The organism is Hymenobacter actinosclerus, from assembly GCF_900111515.1.
Lineage (GTDB): Bacteria > Bacteroidota > Bacteroidia > Cytophagales > Hymenobacteraceae > Hymenobacter > Hymenobacter actinosclerus.
Map to the genome: position 1 here is coordinate 610,443 of NZ_FOHS01000001.1, position 17,327 is coordinate 627,769.

The window sequence follows — 17,327 nt, forward strand, 5'->3', positions numbered from 1 at the left end:
TCGAAGAAAACCTTGTACAAAATTAGGGTTATTTAAATCCACTGCCGAGTTGGGCTGCGTACGCTTTCTGCGGGCCTTACTGCCGCGCTTACCCCTTGGTTTTCAGTGACCCCGGCCGAATGGGGTGCCTATTTAGTTCGGGCCGTTTGCAGGCCCGGTTGCGCTTGCCTTTCAGACTTTTTCCCAGGAAGTCTTATCTGCTGTTCCGGCTGCCGTAGCCGGTTCTTTTTTCCATCCTTTTACCTTTTTTATCATGCCCAAATTTCTTACCCGCCCCATTCTGCCCATCGCGCTGGCCGCCACTACCGTGGCCGGCCTGCTGGCCTGGAGTGCTCAGCACACGCCGCTGGAGGCATCGAGCCACCGCGAGGCCCCGCTGATTGCCGACGACCCACTGGCCGACAACACCGACGTATATGCGTTCCGCGACCCCAACAACGCGGAAATGGTGAACATCATCGCCAACTACATTCCGCTGGAGCTGCCCCAGGGCGGCCCCAACTACAATACGTTCGGCGAGAACGTGCGCTACGAAATCCACATCAAAAACGACGGCAGCAAGCCCAACGCCGACGACATCACCTACCGCTTCACCTTTAAGCGGGTGAACGAAGACCCCGGCACGTTTTTCAACATCCGGCTGGGCAAGCAGAACCTGAAGGCCACGTACACGCTGGAGCGCAGCGTAAACGGCGCGGCTTTCACCACGCTGAAAACCGATGGCGTGGTGCCGCCGCCCAACGTTGGGCCGCGCTCCATCACCGGGGCGGCCGGACTGGGCGCTGCCAGCTACGAGAGCCTCTTTACCGGTGCCATTCAGGCGGTTGACGGCGACATCAAAGTATTCTGCGGACCCGTGGACGACCCGTTCTTCGTGGACCTGGGCGGCATTTTTGACCTGGGCGGCATCCGGGCGGCTGCGGCCCGCGACGGCGTGGCCCGCAAGAACACCCACACCATCGCCCTGCAAATCCCGATTGCCAAGCTTCAGAAGGCGGGTAAAACCGGCGCCCAGGCCGCCAACATCCTCGACCCCGACTACATTATCGGCGTGTGGGCCTCGGCCAGCCGTCAGTCCATCCGCACCATCAATACCACTGATGGCACGCAGGCCCACAGTGGCACCTGGGTGCAGGTTTCGCGCCTGGGCATGCCGCTGATGAACGAGGTAATCCAGCCCATTGGCTCGAAGGACCGTTGGAACTACGACACCCCGTATACCGAGCAGGCCAGCACCGAAGACTACCTCTCGAACCCCGAGCTGGGCCTGTACATGGCCGAGGGCACGGGCTACTACGGCACGGCGGTACCCGGCTTTAACAACCTGCGCATTCAGCGCAACTCGCTGGGCATGTTCGACTTTGCCAACAGCAAAAACGGGGTGTCGGCCCTGCTGAATGCCGATAAGGCTACGGTGGCCAACACGGCCTTCGCCAAGGTTGCTGATGGAGGCTTCGCCGAATACCTGCTGCGCCCCGGCAAGCCCCGCTCGGTTGATATTCTGCCCATTTTCCACACCGGAGTGCCCAACCTGCCGCCTTACCAGCTGGCCAACATCAAGCCGGCCGGCCAGCCGCTGGCACCGGGCAAGCCGTTCGTCAACAACTTCTTCCCCCTGCTTGATAACCCGGCGGCCCCCGCTGGTGTGGGTGGGGATATGCTGCGCCTGAATATGGCCGTGCCCACCACGCCCCGCAATTCGGCTGATTTCAGCTCGGAAGGCCTGTTGGGGGCCGCTGTGCTGGGCCTCACCGATGCGCGTTTCAACAAGACCAACACCCTGGAATTCATTCCGAACATGGACGGCTTCCCGAATGGTCGCCGTTTGGAAGATGACATTACCCGCATTGAGTTGCAGGCCGTGGGGGGCATTGTGCTGGCCGCCATTGGCCTGCCGTATGAAGATGGCACGCCGGGCCTGGCGGGCGCGCTGGCCTTCCGCACGGGTATCGAGAAAAACGATACGGCGTTCCGCACCAGCTTCCCCTACATGCAGCTGCCCTGGTCGGGCACCAAGGCCCAGACCACGATTACCTCGCAGCTTGGCGCGGTTGGCTTTAGCCTGAAGCCCGAAATTGTGGCCGCCGCGCAGAACTACCCGAACCCGTTCACCGAAACCACCAAAGTAACCTACGAAGTAGCCACCAAGACCCCGCTCACGATGTTCGTGAGCGACCTGACCGGCCGCCGCGTAGCCACGCTCATGGAGGGCAAGACCCACAAAGTGGGCAAGTTCGAACTCGACTGGAAGCCCGGCCCCGAAGTAGCGGCCGGCACCTACGTGCTGACCATTGCCACGGGCAAAACCGTGCTGCAATCGATGAAACTGGTGCATAACCAGTAAGTCGGGCTGAAACCGGCCGGGGCGGGCGCTGCCTGCGCCGGCCGGCTGCCGACGGATAGCCGGGCCCTGGGTGAGTCTGCCTATCTTACTGGCTGCCGACGGGGGAGCCGGCCACGCGGCCGGTTCCCTTTGCGGTGGCTGACCACCTAAAGCGAATTCTGAGTTGGTCTACAGCCTGCATTCGACTGGCTCCCCCTCTTCGTTGAGGAGAGGGGGCCGGGGGGTGAGGCGCGACGTCAGAACGACCCGGTACACTAATCTGAAAACCGCTTTAATATCACCGCATCAACCTACTCTGAGCACGTGAGAAAATACCTTTACCCGGCCCTTATTCTGCTCTTTCTGGCTCTGGGGGTTACCATTTACCTGACCCGTACCCCCGAGCCCGTACCGCAGCTGCGCGAGCGGCGCGGCGACCTGGCGGCCGGCGGCGAGTGGCTGAACACCAAAGCCGCCATCGAGGGCCTGCTGGCCAAGCTGCGCGCCAAACCCGACGATACCAAATCCAAGGTGCTGCTGGCCCAGGCCTATATGCAGGAAGCCCGCGTAACCGGCGACCATCCGTACTACGACACGGCCGCCATGCAGCTGCTGAATGAAGTGCTGCGCGCTGAGCCCGAAAACTTCGAGGCCCTGTGCTGCAAGGCCTCATTGAGCCTGACCCAGCACCATTTCTCGGAGGGGCTGGCCGTGGCCCAAAAAGCGGTGGCCCTTAACCCCAGCAATGCGTTTGTGTACGGCTTGCTCTGCGACGCCAACGTGGAGCTAGGCCGCTACGCCGAGGCCATTAAGATGGCCGATAAGATGAACGAGGTGCGGCCCGATTTGCGCTCCTACTCGCGGGTTTCCTACCTGCGCGAAATCCACGGCGACCTGCCGGGGGCCATTGAGGCCATGCAGCTGGCCGTGCAGGCCGGCTACGTAGGCCTGGAGCAAACCGAGTGGGCCCGCATCACGCTGGGCCACCTCTACGAAACCACCGGCGACCTGGCTAACGCCGAAAAAGCCTACCGCACGGCCCTGGCCGCGCGGCCTTATTACGCCTACGCGCTGGCCGGCCTCGGCCGCGTCGAGCAGGCCCGCCAGAACTACCCGGATGCCATCAAGTACCTGGAGCAGGCCCGCAACACGGTGAAGGATTACGCCTTCGCCGACGAGCTGGCCGACCTCTACCGCCTCAACAACCAGCCCGCCGAGGCCCGCAAAATGGAAGCCGAAGCCATCAGCATGCTCGCTTCGGCCGCCAATGAGGCCGACGAGAACGAAGACCTGGGCCACTACGCCGACCGGGAGCTGGCTTACGCCTACCTCAAAACCGGGGAGCTGGACAAAGCCCTCGAACACGCCAAAATCGAATACGACCGGCGCCCGGACAACATCGACGTGAACGAAACCCTGGCCTGGGTTTCGTACAAGCGCGGCGAGTTTCCGGCCGCTGCTACCTATATAAAAGCGGCCCGCCGCACCAACTCCAAAAGCCCGGTGCTGCTGTGCCGCGCCGGCCTGATTGCCGCCAAAAACGGCCAGTCCGCCGAGGGCCAGGCCCTCATCCGGCAGGCTCTGGCCATCAACCCCTACCTCACCCTGGACCTCGCCGACGAAGGCCGCCAGCTGCTGGCGGTGCGGTAGAGGAGGGTAGGAGCAGGTAGGAGCGGGTAGGGGGCAGGTAAGAAAATGAGTAAGAACGATGTCATGCTGAGCTTGCCGAAGCATCTCGCGTGCAATGCTAATCCTGACATCAGAAGTTGCCATTGCACGCGAAATGCTTCGACTGCGCTCAGCATGACAGTTCTTGTAGTTCAAAACAGCACCCCCAAATTACCGCTCTCCCCAACCTTCCCAATGCGCGCCATCCGCCTCTACCTGCCCCTGACTGCCGCGCTGCTGTTGCTGCCGCTGCTGGCCGGTGCGCACGTGCTCGATGTGGATTTGAGCAAGCTCTCGCGCACCGATATTTTCTTCACTTACCTCCAGCTCGGCTACACCCACATTCTGCCGCTGGGCATCGACCACGTGCTGTTCGTGCTGAGTTTGTACCTGCTGGAGCCGCGCCTGAAACCGGTGCTCTGGCAGGCTACGGCCTTCACGGTGGCGCACTCCATCACGCTGGGGCTGGCCATGTACGGGGTGGTGTCGCCGCCGGCCAGCCTGATTGAGCCGCTCATTGCGCTGTCGATTCTGTTCGTGGCCATCGAGAACATCGTGGTCGAGCGCCTGAATCCATGGCGCATCGTGGTGGTGTTCGGGTTCGGATTGCTGCACGGGCTGGGCTTTGCCGGGGCCCTCACGGGGCTGGGGCTGCCGCCGAATATGTTTGCCGAGTCGTTGGTAGCCTTTAATATTGGGGTGGAATTGGGGCAGATTTCGGTGATTCTGCTGGCCTGGCTGCTGATTGGCCGCTGGGCCGCCGGCAAGCCCTGGTACAAGCGCCGCATCCTGGTGCCCGCCTCCGTCCTCATTGCCCTGCTGGCCGCTTACTGGACCTTCGAACGACTGAGCTGAACGAAAAGGATCGAACAGAATCGGAAGGAACAAAACAAAACAGAATCAGAACGAGGAGATGACCGTCATACTGAGCGCAGCGGAGCGAAGTCGAAGTATCTCTACTGCAATGCTAAGTTCAACAGCATAATTACCACTGCGGTAGAGATACTTCGACTCCGCTCCGCTGCGCTCAGTATGACGTTCCTTTTCTAAATCACCAAATCACCAATTCACCAATTCACCAAATCACCAATGCTCCGCCACCTGCTCCTGTTGCTGCTGTTGCTATCCTACCTGGGAGGCATCGGTGCGGGCCTGGTGGGGCGGCCGGAGGCGCCGGGGCCCACGGCGGCGCACCCGTACGTGCATAGCGCCGCCTGCCAGCACGAGAACTACCTGCGGCTCGACTGCTTCGATACCTGCAACGGCGACCAGTCGGCGGTGCAGGCCCAGACCAGGCGCACCACAACCGCCCAGCTGCTGGCTGCGGCCAAGAGCATCGACCTGCATTGCCTGTCCGAAATGCCGCTCCGTCTGCAAACGGCGCGCTTCCGGCAGGTCGTGCTGTACCAGCCGGCCACCGAGCCGGCTGTAGCAGCCGGCATCCGGCTGATTCCGGAGCAGCCACCGCGTCGGGGATAAGTGAAAGCGAAGCCTTGTGTGGCTCCGGGGCCGCGCCGTATGCGTGGCCGTCAACTTATCTTCTGACTCAGACGCGCTGCCAGGGTGCGGAGCGTCGCCTTGTGGCTGCACCTATGCGCCTTTTTTATTGGATAACCGCGGCCGGCACCATGCTGGCGGCGTGGGGGTGCGGGCCTGAAGCCCGGGCCCAGAACACCGCCGTGCTGCGCGGTACGGTGGCCGATTCGGCCTCCGGCAGGCCCCTGAGCGGGGTGAACGTGCGGATAACGGGCCGCGTGGGCGGCACCGTGGCCGACGAGCTGGGCCGGTTCCGGCTTACAGATTTGCCGGCCGGCACCTACGTGGTGCGGGCCGTAGGCCTGGGTTTCGCGGCCCGGCAGCAAACCGTAACCCTAGCCGCCGGTCAGACGGCCACGGTGGCCCTGCGCCTGCCGGCCACTTCGCTCACGCTGGCCGAGGTAACGGTGGCCCAGCCCCGCGACCCCAACCAGTCGCTGGCCGTTATTTCCAACATTGATAAGCTGCTGCGGCCCATCAATTCGGCCCAGGACCTGCTGCCGCTGGTGCCGGGCCTGGTAATTGCCCAGCACGCGGGCGGCGGCAAGGCCGAGCAGATTTTCGTGCGCGGCTTCGATGCCGACCACGGCACCGACTTCAACGTGAGCGTCGACGGGCTGCCGGTGAACATGGTCAGCCACGCCCACGGCCAGGGCTACGCCGACTTCCACTTCGTGATTCCCGAAACCGTCGACCAGCTGCGGGTATACAAGGGCCCCTACACGGCGCGGTTCGGCGACTTCGCCACAGCCGGCGCGGGCGAGTTCACCACCAAAACCCGCCTCGACCACAGCCAGCTGAAGCTCGAAGTAGGCCAGTTTGATACCCGCCGGGCGGTGGCTCTGGTGAACTTGCTGCCGGTGCGGGCGGCGGGCCAGCGGCCGGCCGCGGCCTACGTGGCCGGCGAGTACTACTTCACCAACTCGTACTTTGATGCCAAGCAGCACTTCAAGCGCTTCAACGGGCTGGCCAAATACACCGGCCAGCTTTCCGACCGCACTTCGCTGATGGTGCTTGGCTCGCAGTTCGGCTCCCGGTGGGATGCCTCGGGCCAGATTCCGGAGCGTGGTATCCGCGACGGCCTGATTTCGCGCTTCGGCAGCATCGACCCCACCGAGGGCGGCTCGACCAGCCGCACCAACGCCACGGCCGTGCTCACCACCGACCTGCCCCACAACGCCGTGCTGCGCCAGCAGGTGTACTACACGCGCTACGATTTCAACCTGTATTCCAACTTCACCTTCTTCCTCAACGACCCGGTAAACGGCGACGAAATCCGCCAGACCGACGCGCGCAACCTCTACGGCTACACCGGCACCTACAGCCGCGACCTGCCGCTGGGCAGCCGCACGCTGCGCACTGTGGCCGGCCTGGGCACCCGCCTCGACGACACCCATATTGCCCTGCGCAACTCGGTAGGCCGCGTGGTGCTCGATACCATCCGTTCGGGCCGGGTGTACGAGCAGAATTTCAACGGCTACCTCGAAGGCACCCTGGGCCTCACCGACCAACTCACGCTCAACGCCGCCCTGCGGACCGATTACTTCCGCTTCGCCTTCCACGAAGACCGGGCGGCGGCCGATTCGGCCTCGGGCCGGGCCGGCAAGGGGCGGGTGAGTCCCAAGCTGAACCTGTATTACGACGTGAATCCGGCCGTGCAGCTGTTTGTGCGCTCGGGCTTTGGCTTCCACTCCAACGATGCGCGGGCGGTAGTCACCAACGCTACGGCCAACGTGCTGCCCCGGGCAATTGGCTACGAGGTGGGCGGCACCTTTAAGCCGGTGCCGGCGCTGGTGGTAAACGCCGCCCTGTGGGCCCTGCATTTGCAGGACGAGCTGGTGTACGTGGGCGACGAGGGCGTAGTGGAAAGCGCCGGCCGCACCCGCCGCCTGGGCTTCGACCTCTCGGCCCGCTATCAGCTCACGCGCCTGCTCTTCGCCGATGCCGACCTGAACCTGAGCCGCGGCCGGCTGGTGGATGAGCCGAAAGGGGCCAACCGCATTCCGCTGGCCCCCAGCCTCACCAGCATCGGCGGGCTCACGCTACGGGCCCCCGGCGGGCTCGGCGCCAGCCTGCGCTACCGCCACATCGACTCGCGGGCGGCCAACGAAGACAACTCAGTGCGGGCCCGGGGTTACTTCCTGCTCGATGCCATCGTGAGCTACACGCACCGCCGGTTTCAAATTGGGGCCACCGTCGAGAACCTGCTGAACGTGGCGTGGAACCAGGCCCAATTCGACACCACTACCCGCCTGCGCAACGAGGCCGCGCCGGTGTCGGAGCTGCATTTCACGCCCGGCACGCCCTTCTACGCCAAGCTCAACGCCAGCCTGTTTTTCTAGCCCTGGCCTGCTGCCCCGCTCGGCTGCCTTCCCGGCGGCTGATTCGCCTGGATTCGGGGCCGCTTAAACGGGCGGTTGCCGGCTCATTTCTCAACTTCAACTTCCCTCATTATGTCTTTCTTCTCTTACACCAATTCCGCCGACACCCAATACGCCATCCGCCAGGCCCTGACCGGCCCTGCCGCCCCGCCCACACCGGGTGCGGGGGCGCCGCCGCCACTGCCGCCTGGCAGCCATCAGCGGCAGCGCGAAATAAAAGCCCAGGCCCGCTGCCGCACTCATGCCCGCTCCACGCCCCACAGTTCCGCCAAGCGCTGGTGATTCCGAAAGCCGCTTTCCTTCCTGGGAGGCGGCTTTTTTGCACCCCAATTTGGGCCTGAATCTGCCCCGAATTTGCATCCGGTGGCTTAAATGCGGATTTTGGGCCCTGAACTGCCCGTTACCTATGAAGACTCCTGCTGTCACTGTCCGCTTTGCTGCCCTGTTTTTAGGCCTGTTGGGAGTAGGGGGCGCGGTAGCCAGCTGCCAGTCGGCGGGCGGCGAGGTGGCCGCGGCGATGCACACTCCACCGGTAGCCGTTGCCGCTCCGGCTGCCCTTACCCCGTCGCCCGCGGCTACCGATTCGCTGGCACCCACCTCGCTCGCGCCGCTGCCCGGGGTGTCGGTAGAGTTGCGGGCGGCCGTGGCCGAACTGCGCGCCCGCCTGGGCCCCGAAGTAGCCGCGCTGCGGCCCGAGGTGCTGGAGCGGGCCTGCGTGGGCTACCTCACGTTGCGACAGGCCGGCCGCATCAGCCGCCCCGGCATTCTGGCCGTGGCCGATATGGATTTGCCTTCTTCCGAGCCGCGCCTCTGGGTGCTCGACTTACGGGCCGGAAAAGTGCTGCACCGCAGCCCCGTGGCCCACGGCCGCGGCTCCGGCGACCTACGGGCCCGGCGCTTTTCCAACACCGTTAAGTCGGCCTGTACTTCCGTAGGCTTCTACCGCACCCAGGATACTTACCGGGGCAAACACGGCCTCTCGCGCCGCCTGCGCGGCCTCGACGCGGGCCAGAACGACAACGCCCTGCGCCGCTACGTGGTGCTGCACGGTGCCGACTACGTGAGCCAAACCTATATGCAGCACCACGGCCAGGCCGGCAACAGCCGTGGCTGCCCCGCCCTGCCCCCCGACCAGTACAAGGCCATCATCGGGGCCGTGGGCGAGGGCGGCTGCCTCTATTTGAGCGGCCCCGGCCTCGAATCGAAGTGGCTGGCCCCAACCGTTGCGGCCCAGCGGCTGGCCACGCGGGGCTGGGAGTAGCGGGCCTATCTTATTCGGCATGTCCGACGATACAATTCTGTATGTGGAGCTGAAAACCGGCTTCGACAACAATGGCCCGGCCTGGATTGGCCGCGGCCGTTTCTCACGCACGGGTGGCACCCTCTACTTTCTGGGCCGGGTGCTGAAGAAAGCCCAATCGGCGGCCGGTAATTTTCTGGATGCTGCGTCTGGGGAGGCCTACTGGGTATCCGGAGTGAAGCAGAACGAGCAAAACCGGCTGTTTGGCAACCAGCCCGTGGCGGTTGATGCGGCAGTGCTGGTCGGGTACCTGCAATTTATTGGTCGAAAGACGTTGCCCAAGGCGCACTATCGGGTAGTGGAAGTACTACCGACTTCAACAGCGTACAACCACCTTCAAGAGAACCAAACGCTTTAAGTGCCTCGCGGCCCAATAGCCGGCGGCGCAGGGCTGAGAGCAGGGGAAACGTTGGGGAAGTGAAATATTGGGGAGGAATTAATCGGCCAAACGCTATGTTATAACCGTACCGCGCCCGACTGCGCAACTTTCAGGCGTCCGGGTTTGGGGCGGCTACGTATACGCTCTTTAGCTGGCTTTTCGCGCGGCGATGCCCTTTTCTGCAACCGAATCCTGCAACTGAAACGAACTGTGATGATGGAAAATATAAGTGTAGTTCGCCGGCAGCGGCTTAAGCTGAAGTCGCGCCGGATGGTCCGTCGGGTTTTGCCCTTCGTGGCCGCATTGTTTATGGCTACCCCCATGGCCGCACCGGTTACGCGTTCCAAGGCCGCGGCTACCAATCCTAAAACGCACCTGCCCAAAGTAGCAGTTTCCAAAGCCACCCTGTTCGACCAGAAGGTGCGCGACCTGTACCGCGACTTGCAGGTAGAGCAGCAAGGCCTGACGTTTGAAGTGTTCGAGAAGGCCATGACCGGCTACCTCAACCTCGAAGAAGCCGGCAAGGTGAGCGATAAGCAGCTGCTTACCGTGGTTGATTTCAGCCTGCCCTCCACCCAAAAGCGCCTGTGGGTGCTCGATCTGGGAAGCAAGCAGGTGAAGTTCCATACGCTGGTGGCGCACGGCCGCAACTCGGGCGAAAACATGGCCACGACCTTTTCCAACGAGAACGAATCGAACAAAAGCAGCCTGGGTTTCTACGTAACCGAAGGCGAGTACGTGGGCAAGCACGGCCGCTCGTTGAAGCTGGCCGGGGTCGATGAGGGTTATAACACCAATGCCCTGATGCGCTCCGTGGTGATGCACGGCGCCGACTACGTGAGCGAGGAGTTCATCCGCCAGAACGGCCGCCTGGGCCGTAGCCTCGGCTGCCCGGCCCTGCCCATGGACCAGAAGGACGCTATTATCGAGGCCGTGGGCGGGCAGACGGCCATGTTTATCAATGGTCCCGATAGCCGCTATTCCTCCAAGTACCTCAACCAGGATGTGGCCATGAGCACCCTGCTCGACAACAGCCAGATGATTTAAGGCCGCTGCCCGTTAAACAGCACCCAAAGCAAAAGCGCCCCTTCGCAAGGAGGGGCGCTTTTGCTTTTCCGGGCTACTCCTGCCGACCCGGGTACTGTTTAAGGGCCGCTGCCAGGCAATCCATGGACCGGTTGATGATATCCTGATGCACGACGTAGGCCAGGCGCAGCTGCTGGCGGCCGAGCTCCGCGGTGGCGTAGAAGCCGGCCGCGGGCGAAACCAGCAGCGTTTCGCCGCGCAGCTCGAACTCCTCCAGCAGCCAGCGGGCGAAGCGGGCTGCATCATCGACGGGCAGCTGGCAGAGCACGTAGAAGGCGCCACCCGGGCGCGGACACTGCACACCGGGCATGGCCTGTAGGCGCGCCACCATCAGGTCGCGGCGGGCCTGGTACTCGGCCTGGGTGTGGGCGAAGTAGTCGGTGGGCAGCTCGGCGGCGGCCTGGGCCAGCAGTTGCCCCAGGCCGGGCGGGCATACCCGTAGCTGCGCCAGCTTGAACACCGCCTCGCGCAGGGTCTGGTTCTTGGTTACCAGCGCTCCGATACGGGCCCCGCAGGCGCTGTAGCGCTTGGAAATGGTGTCGAGCAGCACCACGTGTTGCTCCGCGCCCGGCAGCTCCAGGGCACTCACGAAGGGCGCGTCGTAGCAGAACTCGCGGTAGGCTTCGTCGGCCAGCAGGTAGAGGTTGTGGCGCAGGCACAGGTCGCGCAGCTGCTCCAGCTCGGTGCGCGAGTACACGTAGCCGGTGGGGTTGTTGGGGTTGCAGAGGAGGATGGCGCGGGTGCGGGCCGTGATTTTAGCCTCGAAATCGGCTATCGGTGGCAGGGCAAACTCGTTTTCCAGGTAAGAAGAAACGGGCACCAGCCGGGTGTCGGTGGCAATGGCAAAGCCCTGGTAGGGGCCGTAGAAGGGCTCGGGCACGATAAACTCGTCGTCCGGATTCAGGCAGGCCAGCAGCGCGAACATGATGGCCTCGCTGCCCCCGGTGGTTACAATGATGTCGTCGGCCGTTACGGCCAGGCCCTGCTGCTGGTAATAGTCGGCCAGCACGCGGCGGTAGGAGTCGAGGCCGGCGGTGGGGCCGTAGTCGAGCACCCGGATATCGGCCTGCTGCACGGCGGCCAGCATTTGCGGGGGCGTTTCGATGTCGGGCTGGCCGATGTTGAGCGGGTGCACCACGAGGCCCCGGCGGCGGGCGGCCTCGGCGTAGGGGGTAAGCTGGCGGTAGGGCGAGGGCGGCAGCAGTTGGCCGCGCTCCGAGACGTGGAGCATGAAGCGAGCAGAAAAAGACCGAAAAATGAATGCCCCCGCAAGGTAACAGCCAGCCGGTCAGATGGAAGCCCCGGGCGTATCTTTCAGCTCATGGAAAACCATCTGCCCCGGCCGTTGCCCGCCACCAGCCGGATGCCAGCAGCTGCTACTCGATTGCCTGAAGAGTGGCCGGTACGTGCTTAGCCCAGCCGATAAGCAGGGCAACCGGCCCAGGTTGCAAGCCAGAACTAGAAGTTAGTTCCCCTCCTTGGAAAGGAGGGGCTGGGGGTGGTTGATAATCGTTGAACAAGGTCTAGAAACTGGTTAACCCAAGTTGTGGACTAGAGCTAGTAATTAGCTCCCCTCCTTGGGGGTGGTTGATGCTGCTTGAACGATAACTAAAGCTAGTTTCTGGTTGCCGTTCAATGGCAATCAACCACCCCCAGCCCCTCCTTTCCAAGGAGGGGAGCTAATTACTAGCTCTAATTTTAATACTCTGCAACTTGGGTTAGTTATAGTAACCGTGCCGCCAGCGTCAACCACCCCAGCCCCTCCTTTCCAAGGAGGGGAGCTAATTTCTAGTTCTGGCTTGCACCTGCTGGCCCACCTAGCGCAGCCGCTGCGAGCAAAGCCGGAAATAACGAACGGCCAGGCCCGCTGGCGCTACGACCTCACCGAAGCCGAGCTGCTGGAACAGTGGCACCTGCAACCGGGCCGGCTGGGGCCCTTCGGCGAGGCGCAGCGGCGCCTTATGGCCGGCATACTGGCCGGGTTTGCCGCCCTGGGGCCAGTAGCTGGCTAAGGCTGGCCCCGGAATTTGTAGACTTTGATATAATCCACCACCAGGCTGCTGTAGGGCCCATCGGGGCCAACGGGCCAGGTGGCTGCGTTGGCGTAGGATAGCACGGCCTGATTGACGATGACGGTAGCCGGAGCCGGGAAGGTTGGCAGGCGGCTGGCCGGTACCGTACGCTGCCAGCGCCGGTCGAAGTAAAAGCTTACCTCGGTAGGCGTCCAGACGGCTGAGAAAACATGGAAGTCGGTGCTCAGATCCTGCCAGGCCGGCAGCTGCTCGCTGCCCTGGTCAAAACGGGCCGGTGAGTTGCGGTTGTCATGCACGTTGTTGGAGTACGACCGGCCGGCGTCGCCCTCGAACACGTCGATTTCGGTGGGGCCGCTGTAGAGCCAGAAGGCCGGCCAGGTGCCCGCCCCGCCCCCAAACCGGCAGCGAATCTCGAACAGGCCGTACTGAAAACCCTGGTTGCCGGGCCACCGGGCCGTGTCGCCGAGGGCCGGGTTGGCCCCGAAGCCGGGTTTCAGGCTCAGCCAGCCCGACTCGAAGTGCAGCTGCTTGAGCGTGTCGCGGCCATCTACCTGGAAAGCGTAGGTGCGCGGCGCGGGCAGCGGGCGGGCCGTGAGGTAGGCGTAGCCGTCGCGCAACGACACGGCGGCCTGGTCGTAGTACTGGTCTTCGTAGCGGTTGCCCACGAGCGTAGGCGCCCCGTCGGGCGAGAATTGCCAGGGCGAGCGGGCGGCCATGTCGGCCACGTCGCGGTAGGTGTCGAAGTCTTCGAGAAACACCAGCTGCCACTTGTTGTAGCGCAGGCGGCGCTGGGCCTCGGCCGTCGGGCCGGGCAACAGCAGCAGGAAAGCAAGCAACAGCAGCAGAAGGCGCATGCAGGAACAGGAGGGAGGAGGCTGGGAAAAAGCAAGCCGGGCAACTACCGGGCCGTGCTGCGGCGGGCGGCCTGCCGCACATGCTCCTCGATGTGGCGGGAGCGGCGCTGGCAGCGCCACCAGCCCAGCCCGATGGTGAGCAGGCCCGTGGGGATGAGCAGGGCCCCGACCACGATGTAGATATCGTCGCGGAAGAAATTGATGAGCGAGAAGCCGGCCACCACCAGGGCAATGCCGCTGCGCACGTAGGCCAGCAGGGTGCGCTCGTTGGCCAAATGGGTACGGTCGATGGCCAGCTGGTCGCTCAGCGACAGGTGCCGGACATCGGGTTCAGACTCGGGCATGAAAGGAAAATCGGGCATGGGTCTTCTTACGCAGCCCGACAGTATTTGGGCCGGGCAACAACTATTGTTGGGGTATTTACGTGTTTTAGCACGACGGCTACGCGCCTATTTTCTTCTCTTACTACCTGTATGGATTTTTCGGTTACCTGGCAGAAGCTCAATAGCATGGGCATCACCTTCATGGCCATGCTGCCTAATTTATTGATCGGGCTGGTGGTGCTGGCCGTTTTCACTTTCATTGCCCGGGGCGTGCGCTCGGGCGTGGAGCGCCTCACCGCCAGCCGCCACCAAAGCCAGAGCCTGGCGCTGCTGCTCAGCCGGCTCGCCTACGTGTTCGTGCTGTTGCTGGGCGTGCTGGTGATGTTTACGGTGATGATTCCCAGCTTCACGCCGGCCAGCCTGATCAGCGCGCTGGGCATCGGGGGCGTGGCCATCGGCTTTGCCTTCAAGGATATCTTCCAGAACTTCCTGGCCGGCATGCTGCTGCTGCTCACCGAGCCGTTCCGCATCAACGACCAGATCAAGTACAAGGACTTCGAGGGCACCGTCGAAACCATCCAGACCCGGGCCACCACCATCAAAACCTACGACGGCCGCCGCGTGGTCATTCCCAACGCCGAGCTGTTCATCAACGCCGTAACGGTGAATACGGCCTACGACATGCGTCGGCTGGAGTACGATTTCGGCATCGGCTACGGCGACAACATTGCCCACGCCCGGCAGGTGATGCTGGCCGCGGCCCTGTCGGTGGAAGGCGTGCTCTCCGACCCGGCGCCCGAGGCGCTGGTGGTGGAAATCGGGGAGAGTACCATTGATATCCGGCTGCGCTGGTGGATAAACCCGCCCCGCCGCGCCGCTTACATGCAGTCGAAAGACCAGGTGCTGGAAGCCGTGAAAAACGCCCTCACCGAAGCCGGCATCGACCAGCCCTTCCCCACGCAAGTGGTGCTGTGGCACGACCAGACCGAGGAAACCGACGGCAACCGCAAAACCCAGCGCGAAGGCTGGCCCGCCGGCCCCGGCCAGGTGCCCCGCTCGATGATCGAAGTGCGCGAGGAGCGCCGCGAGCAGCAGAAGAAGCTGCTGGCCGAGCAGCAGGCCGCCGCCCCGGCCCCGGCCGCCGCCACCGGGCCGCAACCCCAGCCCCGGCAGCCGCAACCCGATACGGCCGGGTAAGTAGCTAGCGCAACTACTGCCATATCTTCACCTCGTTTCTCAAACGCATCCGTCACGAACGGAAGAAGCAGCCGCCCCCCGCGTAGTTAGCTGGCTTGGTAGAAAACACAAACAGAGCACCCACCGGGTGCCCTGTTTGTGTTTGGATCAATTTAAACCGGCTTGCCCTATCTTGGGGCTACTCGCACGGTTGTCGCCCCGCCAGCGCGTCGTCTGTAACAAGACGAAGCCCCGGCAGCGGGAACTACCGGGGCTTCAGGAAGTGGGTGAATAGCGCACCCTCAACCTAACCTTTATGGGTAAACGTGCGAAGGTGGGACAGGTTAGCAGAGCCAATTGGTTTCGCCTTCGCATCGGCAACGGAGCCAACAGTCATTGCTAGCTGCCGCCCGCCAGCAGCCCGGCCACGCTCAAATCCTCGTCCAACTCATCCCAGTGCAGCCCGCGCCCGCCGGCCCCGAGTTGCACCTGCTGGCGCTGCTCGGGCCGGGCAGCCAGCAGCCGCGGAAACCACAGCAGCGGTACGCTTACCACGCGGCCATCGGTAAGCTGCACGTGCATGGTGCTATCGTCGAACGTAACGACCTGGGCCAGCGCCGTAGTGGAGCGGTAGGAGCGAGGGGCTGTCATTTTATTTGGTCCAGTTCACCAATTCCAACCCTTCAATTCGCTCGAAATGCGCGGTGTTGTTGGTGGCGAGCTGCATCCCATTTGCCATAGCTACTCCAGCAATAAGCGTATCAGTATGCCCGATTGGCCGGCCGGTTTGACGTAAGTCGGCAAAAATTCGAGCCGATATTTCTACTGATTCGAGGGTAAGCGGTAGAATCTGATGCAATGCGGTGAATTTTTCGAATACTATCAGTCTTCTTCGGGCGTCCCGATAGTATAAGCCATTCAACACTTCGTAATGCGTAATTATACTAATCGATAGTTGCCGAAATTCCTGTATGTATTTTTCAGCATACAGCACTGTAGTTGACTCGTTGTTCAAATAGTGGGATAACACGTCGGTGTCCAGCAGGATGGGTTTCATAGCTCGGGCTCTGGACGATTGAATAACTCCTGACGCGTCTGCTTCAAGTCAGCATCAAAAGCGGCTCGCTCCTCTTCCGGCCAAGCAGAAAATTCAGCAATTAATGCCCGGCTTTGTCGGATAATGTCTTCATTTTGAGCCGGACGGCTAGCTGCCATTTCGTGAATTATCTGGTAGGCTTCTTCAAGGCGGCCAACAGGTACCTTATGCAACTCTCGTACAATGGTTTCGATGCTGATAGTCATGGCAGGAGATTTAAGTTGTGAAGAGTGTCATGAAGAGATTGAGAATAAAAATTATATAAATTATTCTATTAGCAGCGTCAACAATTTTCTGAATCAGCTCCGGATTACCTGCATTTTTGAAATAAAAAAAGGATATTATTATTTTATGGGTTTAGAATAAAGCTTTACAAATGGAGCTAGTAAGTTTTTGACTCCTACATCTTCAAAATCTATAATAATTTTAATTTGTCCCATAATTCCTTCTAAGTTGGTTATAACACCTTTGCCAAATTTCGGATGATAAACGGTTGAGCCAATCTTTGCTACTGAACCGTCATGAAGGTCAACAGTGTGAGATGAGAGCTCTTCGTCGTTAATAAAAACACGAGGATTAGAATGTTTCATATTTGATTCAATATTATTGATCTTGCTGTTTATATTATTGAGGCTCTCAATTATCATACTCATCTCTGGAGATAAATTAATAGGTTCTGATATTGTTGCTTTTGTTACACTAAGAAGAGCAATAATAGAATTATCTTTTAAGTTTTTTTGCTCAAAAGTCACAACTAATGCTTCCGCTATTTGCTCGATAGCAGAATTGACTTCATCAATTCTCATAGTGTGTTTATATTCTATATCTCTAAAGCCTTGAATGTCAAATATTCTACTCGTCACCTCATCCTTAATTAGGGTAACAGGCAAATCAAAAGCTTGTCTAATTCCTAATTCATATAGAACATTAGGGTTTCTAGAGCTTAAATCACATAGAGCTAAATCACAAGTAACTATTTTGTGCAATAAGTCAACAACAATTATATTAGTTTTTTGTACATCATCAGCTCTTATAGGATTGAAACCAGCTTTAATGCAAGCAGGCTTAATTAAAAAGTCATAAGCTCTCTTGAAGTGCCCTGGCTGATGATCATCATTATCAGCAATTGGCATTATTATAAAACAGTTTCTTTCTATCTTGCTCATTTTGAA

At 61.1% G+C, this 17,327-nt stretch carries 18 protein-coding genes; 11 read left to right on the plus strand and 7 right to left on the minus strand.

From position 1 onward, the window contains the following. Nucleotides 1–253 precede the first annotated feature (253 nt). From BMY67_RS02650 to BMY67_RS02685, 9 genes are all read left to right on the plus strand, one after another. Nucleotides 254–2,344, plus strand: a complete 2,091-nt coding sequence (locus BMY67_RS02650; protein WP_092768016.1) for a DUF4331 family protein — start codon at nt 254–256, stop codon at nt 2,342–2,344. Nucleotides 2,345–2,647: 303 nt separating this feature from the next. Continuing rightward, the gene (locus BMY67_RS02655; RefSeq protein ID WP_092768018.1) at nt 2,648–3,973 is read left to right on the plus strand and encodes a tetratricopeptide repeat protein; all 1,326 of its coding nucleotides are present in this window, start codon (nt 2,648–2,650) and stop codon (nt 3,971–3,973) included. Between the two features lie 213 nt (nt 3,974–4,186). Further along, the gene (locus BMY67_RS02660; RefSeq protein WP_245744846.1) at nt 4,187–4,846 is read left to right on the plus strand and encodes a HupE/UreJ family protein; all 660 of its coding nucleotides are present in this window, start codon (nt 4,187–4,189) and stop codon (nt 4,844–4,846) included. Nucleotides 4,847–5,080: 234 nt separating this feature from the next. Beyond that, nucleotides 5,081–5,470 (plus strand): hypothetical protein, encoded by a 390-nt coding sequence (locus BMY67_RS02665; protein ID WP_092768020.1) that lies wholly within the window; start codon nt 5,081–5,083, stop codon nt 5,468–5,470. Nucleotides 5,471–5,583: 113 nt separating this feature from the next. Continuing rightward, entirely contained in the window at nt 5,584–7,869 is a 2,286-nt protein-coding gene (locus BMY67_RS02670; protein WP_092768022.1) for a TonB-dependent receptor, read from the plus strand. A gap of 111 nt (nt 7,870–7,980) precedes the next feature. Further along, nucleotides 7,981–8,190 carry a hypothetical protein gene (locus BMY67_RS18755; protein WP_143069671.1) on the plus strand — a complete coding sequence of 70 codons (210 nt, stop codon included), beginning with the start codon at nt 7,981–7,983 and terminating at the stop codon, nt 8,188–8,190. A gap of 124 nt (nt 8,191–8,314) precedes the next feature. Further along, entirely contained in the window at nt 8,315–9,169 is an 855-nt protein-coding gene (locus tag BMY67_RS02675) for a murein L,D-transpeptidase catalytic domain family protein (protein ID WP_177189657.1), read from the plus strand. A 43-nt stretch (nt 9,170–9,212) separates the two neighbouring features. After that, nucleotides 9,213–9,566: a hypothetical protein gene (locus BMY67_RS02680; RefSeq protein WP_177189658.1), complete on the plus strand. Its 354-nt coding sequence runs from the start codon at nt 9,213–9,215 to the stop codon at nt 9,564–9,566. 330 nt (nt 9,567–9,896) lie between these two features. Continuing rightward, nucleotides 9,897–10,634 (plus strand): murein L,D-transpeptidase catalytic domain family protein, encoded by a 738-nt coding sequence (locus BMY67_RS02685; protein ID WP_245744847.1) that lies wholly within the window; start codon nt 9,897–9,899, stop codon nt 10,632–10,634. Nucleotides 10,635–10,707: 73 nt separating this feature from the next. On the opposite strand, the gene BMY67_RS02690 is transcribed toward BMY67_RS02685, so the two are convergent. After that, nucleotides 10,708–11,904 (minus strand): pyridoxal phosphate-dependent aminotransferase, encoded by a 1,197-nt coding sequence (locus tag BMY67_RS02690; RefSeq protein WP_092768028.1) that lies wholly within the window; start codon nt 11,902–11,904, stop codon nt 10,708–10,710. 568 nt (nt 11,905–12,472) lie between these two features. Here BMY67_RS02690 and BMY67_RS02695 point away from each other — a divergent pair. Beyond that, nucleotides 12,473–12,685, plus strand: coding sequence for a hypothetical protein (locus BMY67_RS02695; RefSeq protein ID WP_092768030.1), 213 nt, complete (start codon nt 12,473–12,475; stop codon nt 12,683–12,685). On the opposite strand, the gene BMY67_RS02700 is transcribed toward BMY67_RS02695, so the two are convergent. Then, a complete protein-coding gene (locus BMY67_RS02700) occupies nt 12,682–13,560 on the minus strand; it encodes a glycoside hydrolase family 16 protein (RefSeq protein ID WP_092768031.1) in 879 nt (292 codons plus the stop codon). The two genes, BMY67_RS02695 and BMY67_RS02700, sit on opposite strands and share 4 nt — an antisense overlap. A gap of 44 nt (nt 13,561–13,604) precedes the next feature. Further along, entirely contained in the window at nt 13,605–13,904 is a 300-nt protein-coding gene (locus tag BMY67_RS02705) for a DUF202 domain-containing protein (protein WP_092769551.1), read from the minus strand. Nucleotides 13,905–14,033: 129 nt separating this feature from the next. On the opposite strand from BMY67_RS02705, the gene BMY67_RS02710 reads away from it, so the two are divergent. Then, a complete protein-coding gene (locus BMY67_RS02710; protein ID WP_092768033.1) occupies nt 14,034–15,080 on the plus strand; it encodes a mechanosensitive ion channel family protein in 1,047 nt (348 codons plus the stop codon). 378 nt (nt 15,081–15,458) lie between these two features. Here BMY67_RS02710 and BMY67_RS02715 read toward each other — a convergent pair whose 3' ends face one another. The 4 genes from BMY67_RS02715 to BMY67_RS18760 all read right to left on the minus strand — a co-directional run bounded on the left by BMY67_RS02715 (nt 15,459) and on the right by BMY67_RS18760 (nt 17,321). Further along, nucleotides 15,459–15,710 carry a DUF2442 domain-containing protein gene (locus tag BMY67_RS02715; protein WP_092768035.1) on the minus strand — a complete coding sequence of 84 codons (252 nt, stop codon included), beginning with the start codon at nt 15,708–15,710 and terminating at the stop codon, nt 15,459–15,461. A gap of 1 nt (nt 15,711) precedes the next feature. Beyond that, on the minus strand, nt 15,712–16,116 hold the full coding sequence (locus BMY67_RS02720; RefSeq protein WP_092768037.1) for a type II toxin-antitoxin system VapC family toxin: 405 nt from the start codon (nt 16,114–16,116) through the stop codon (nt 15,712–15,714). Further along, nucleotides 16,113–16,361 carry a hypothetical protein gene (locus BMY67_RS02725; RefSeq protein ID WP_092768039.1) on the minus strand — a complete coding sequence of 83 codons (249 nt, stop codon included), beginning with the start codon at nt 16,359–16,361 and terminating at the stop codon, nt 16,113–16,115. The genes BMY67_RS02720 and BMY67_RS02725 overlap by 4 nt, the downstream gene beginning before the upstream one ends. A gap of 138 nt (nt 16,362–16,499) precedes the next feature. After that, entirely contained in the window at nt 16,500–17,321 is an 822-nt protein-coding gene (locus BMY67_RS18760) for a hypothetical protein (RefSeq protein WP_143069672.1), read from the minus strand. Nucleotides 17,322–17,327: the final 6 nt, after the last annotated feature.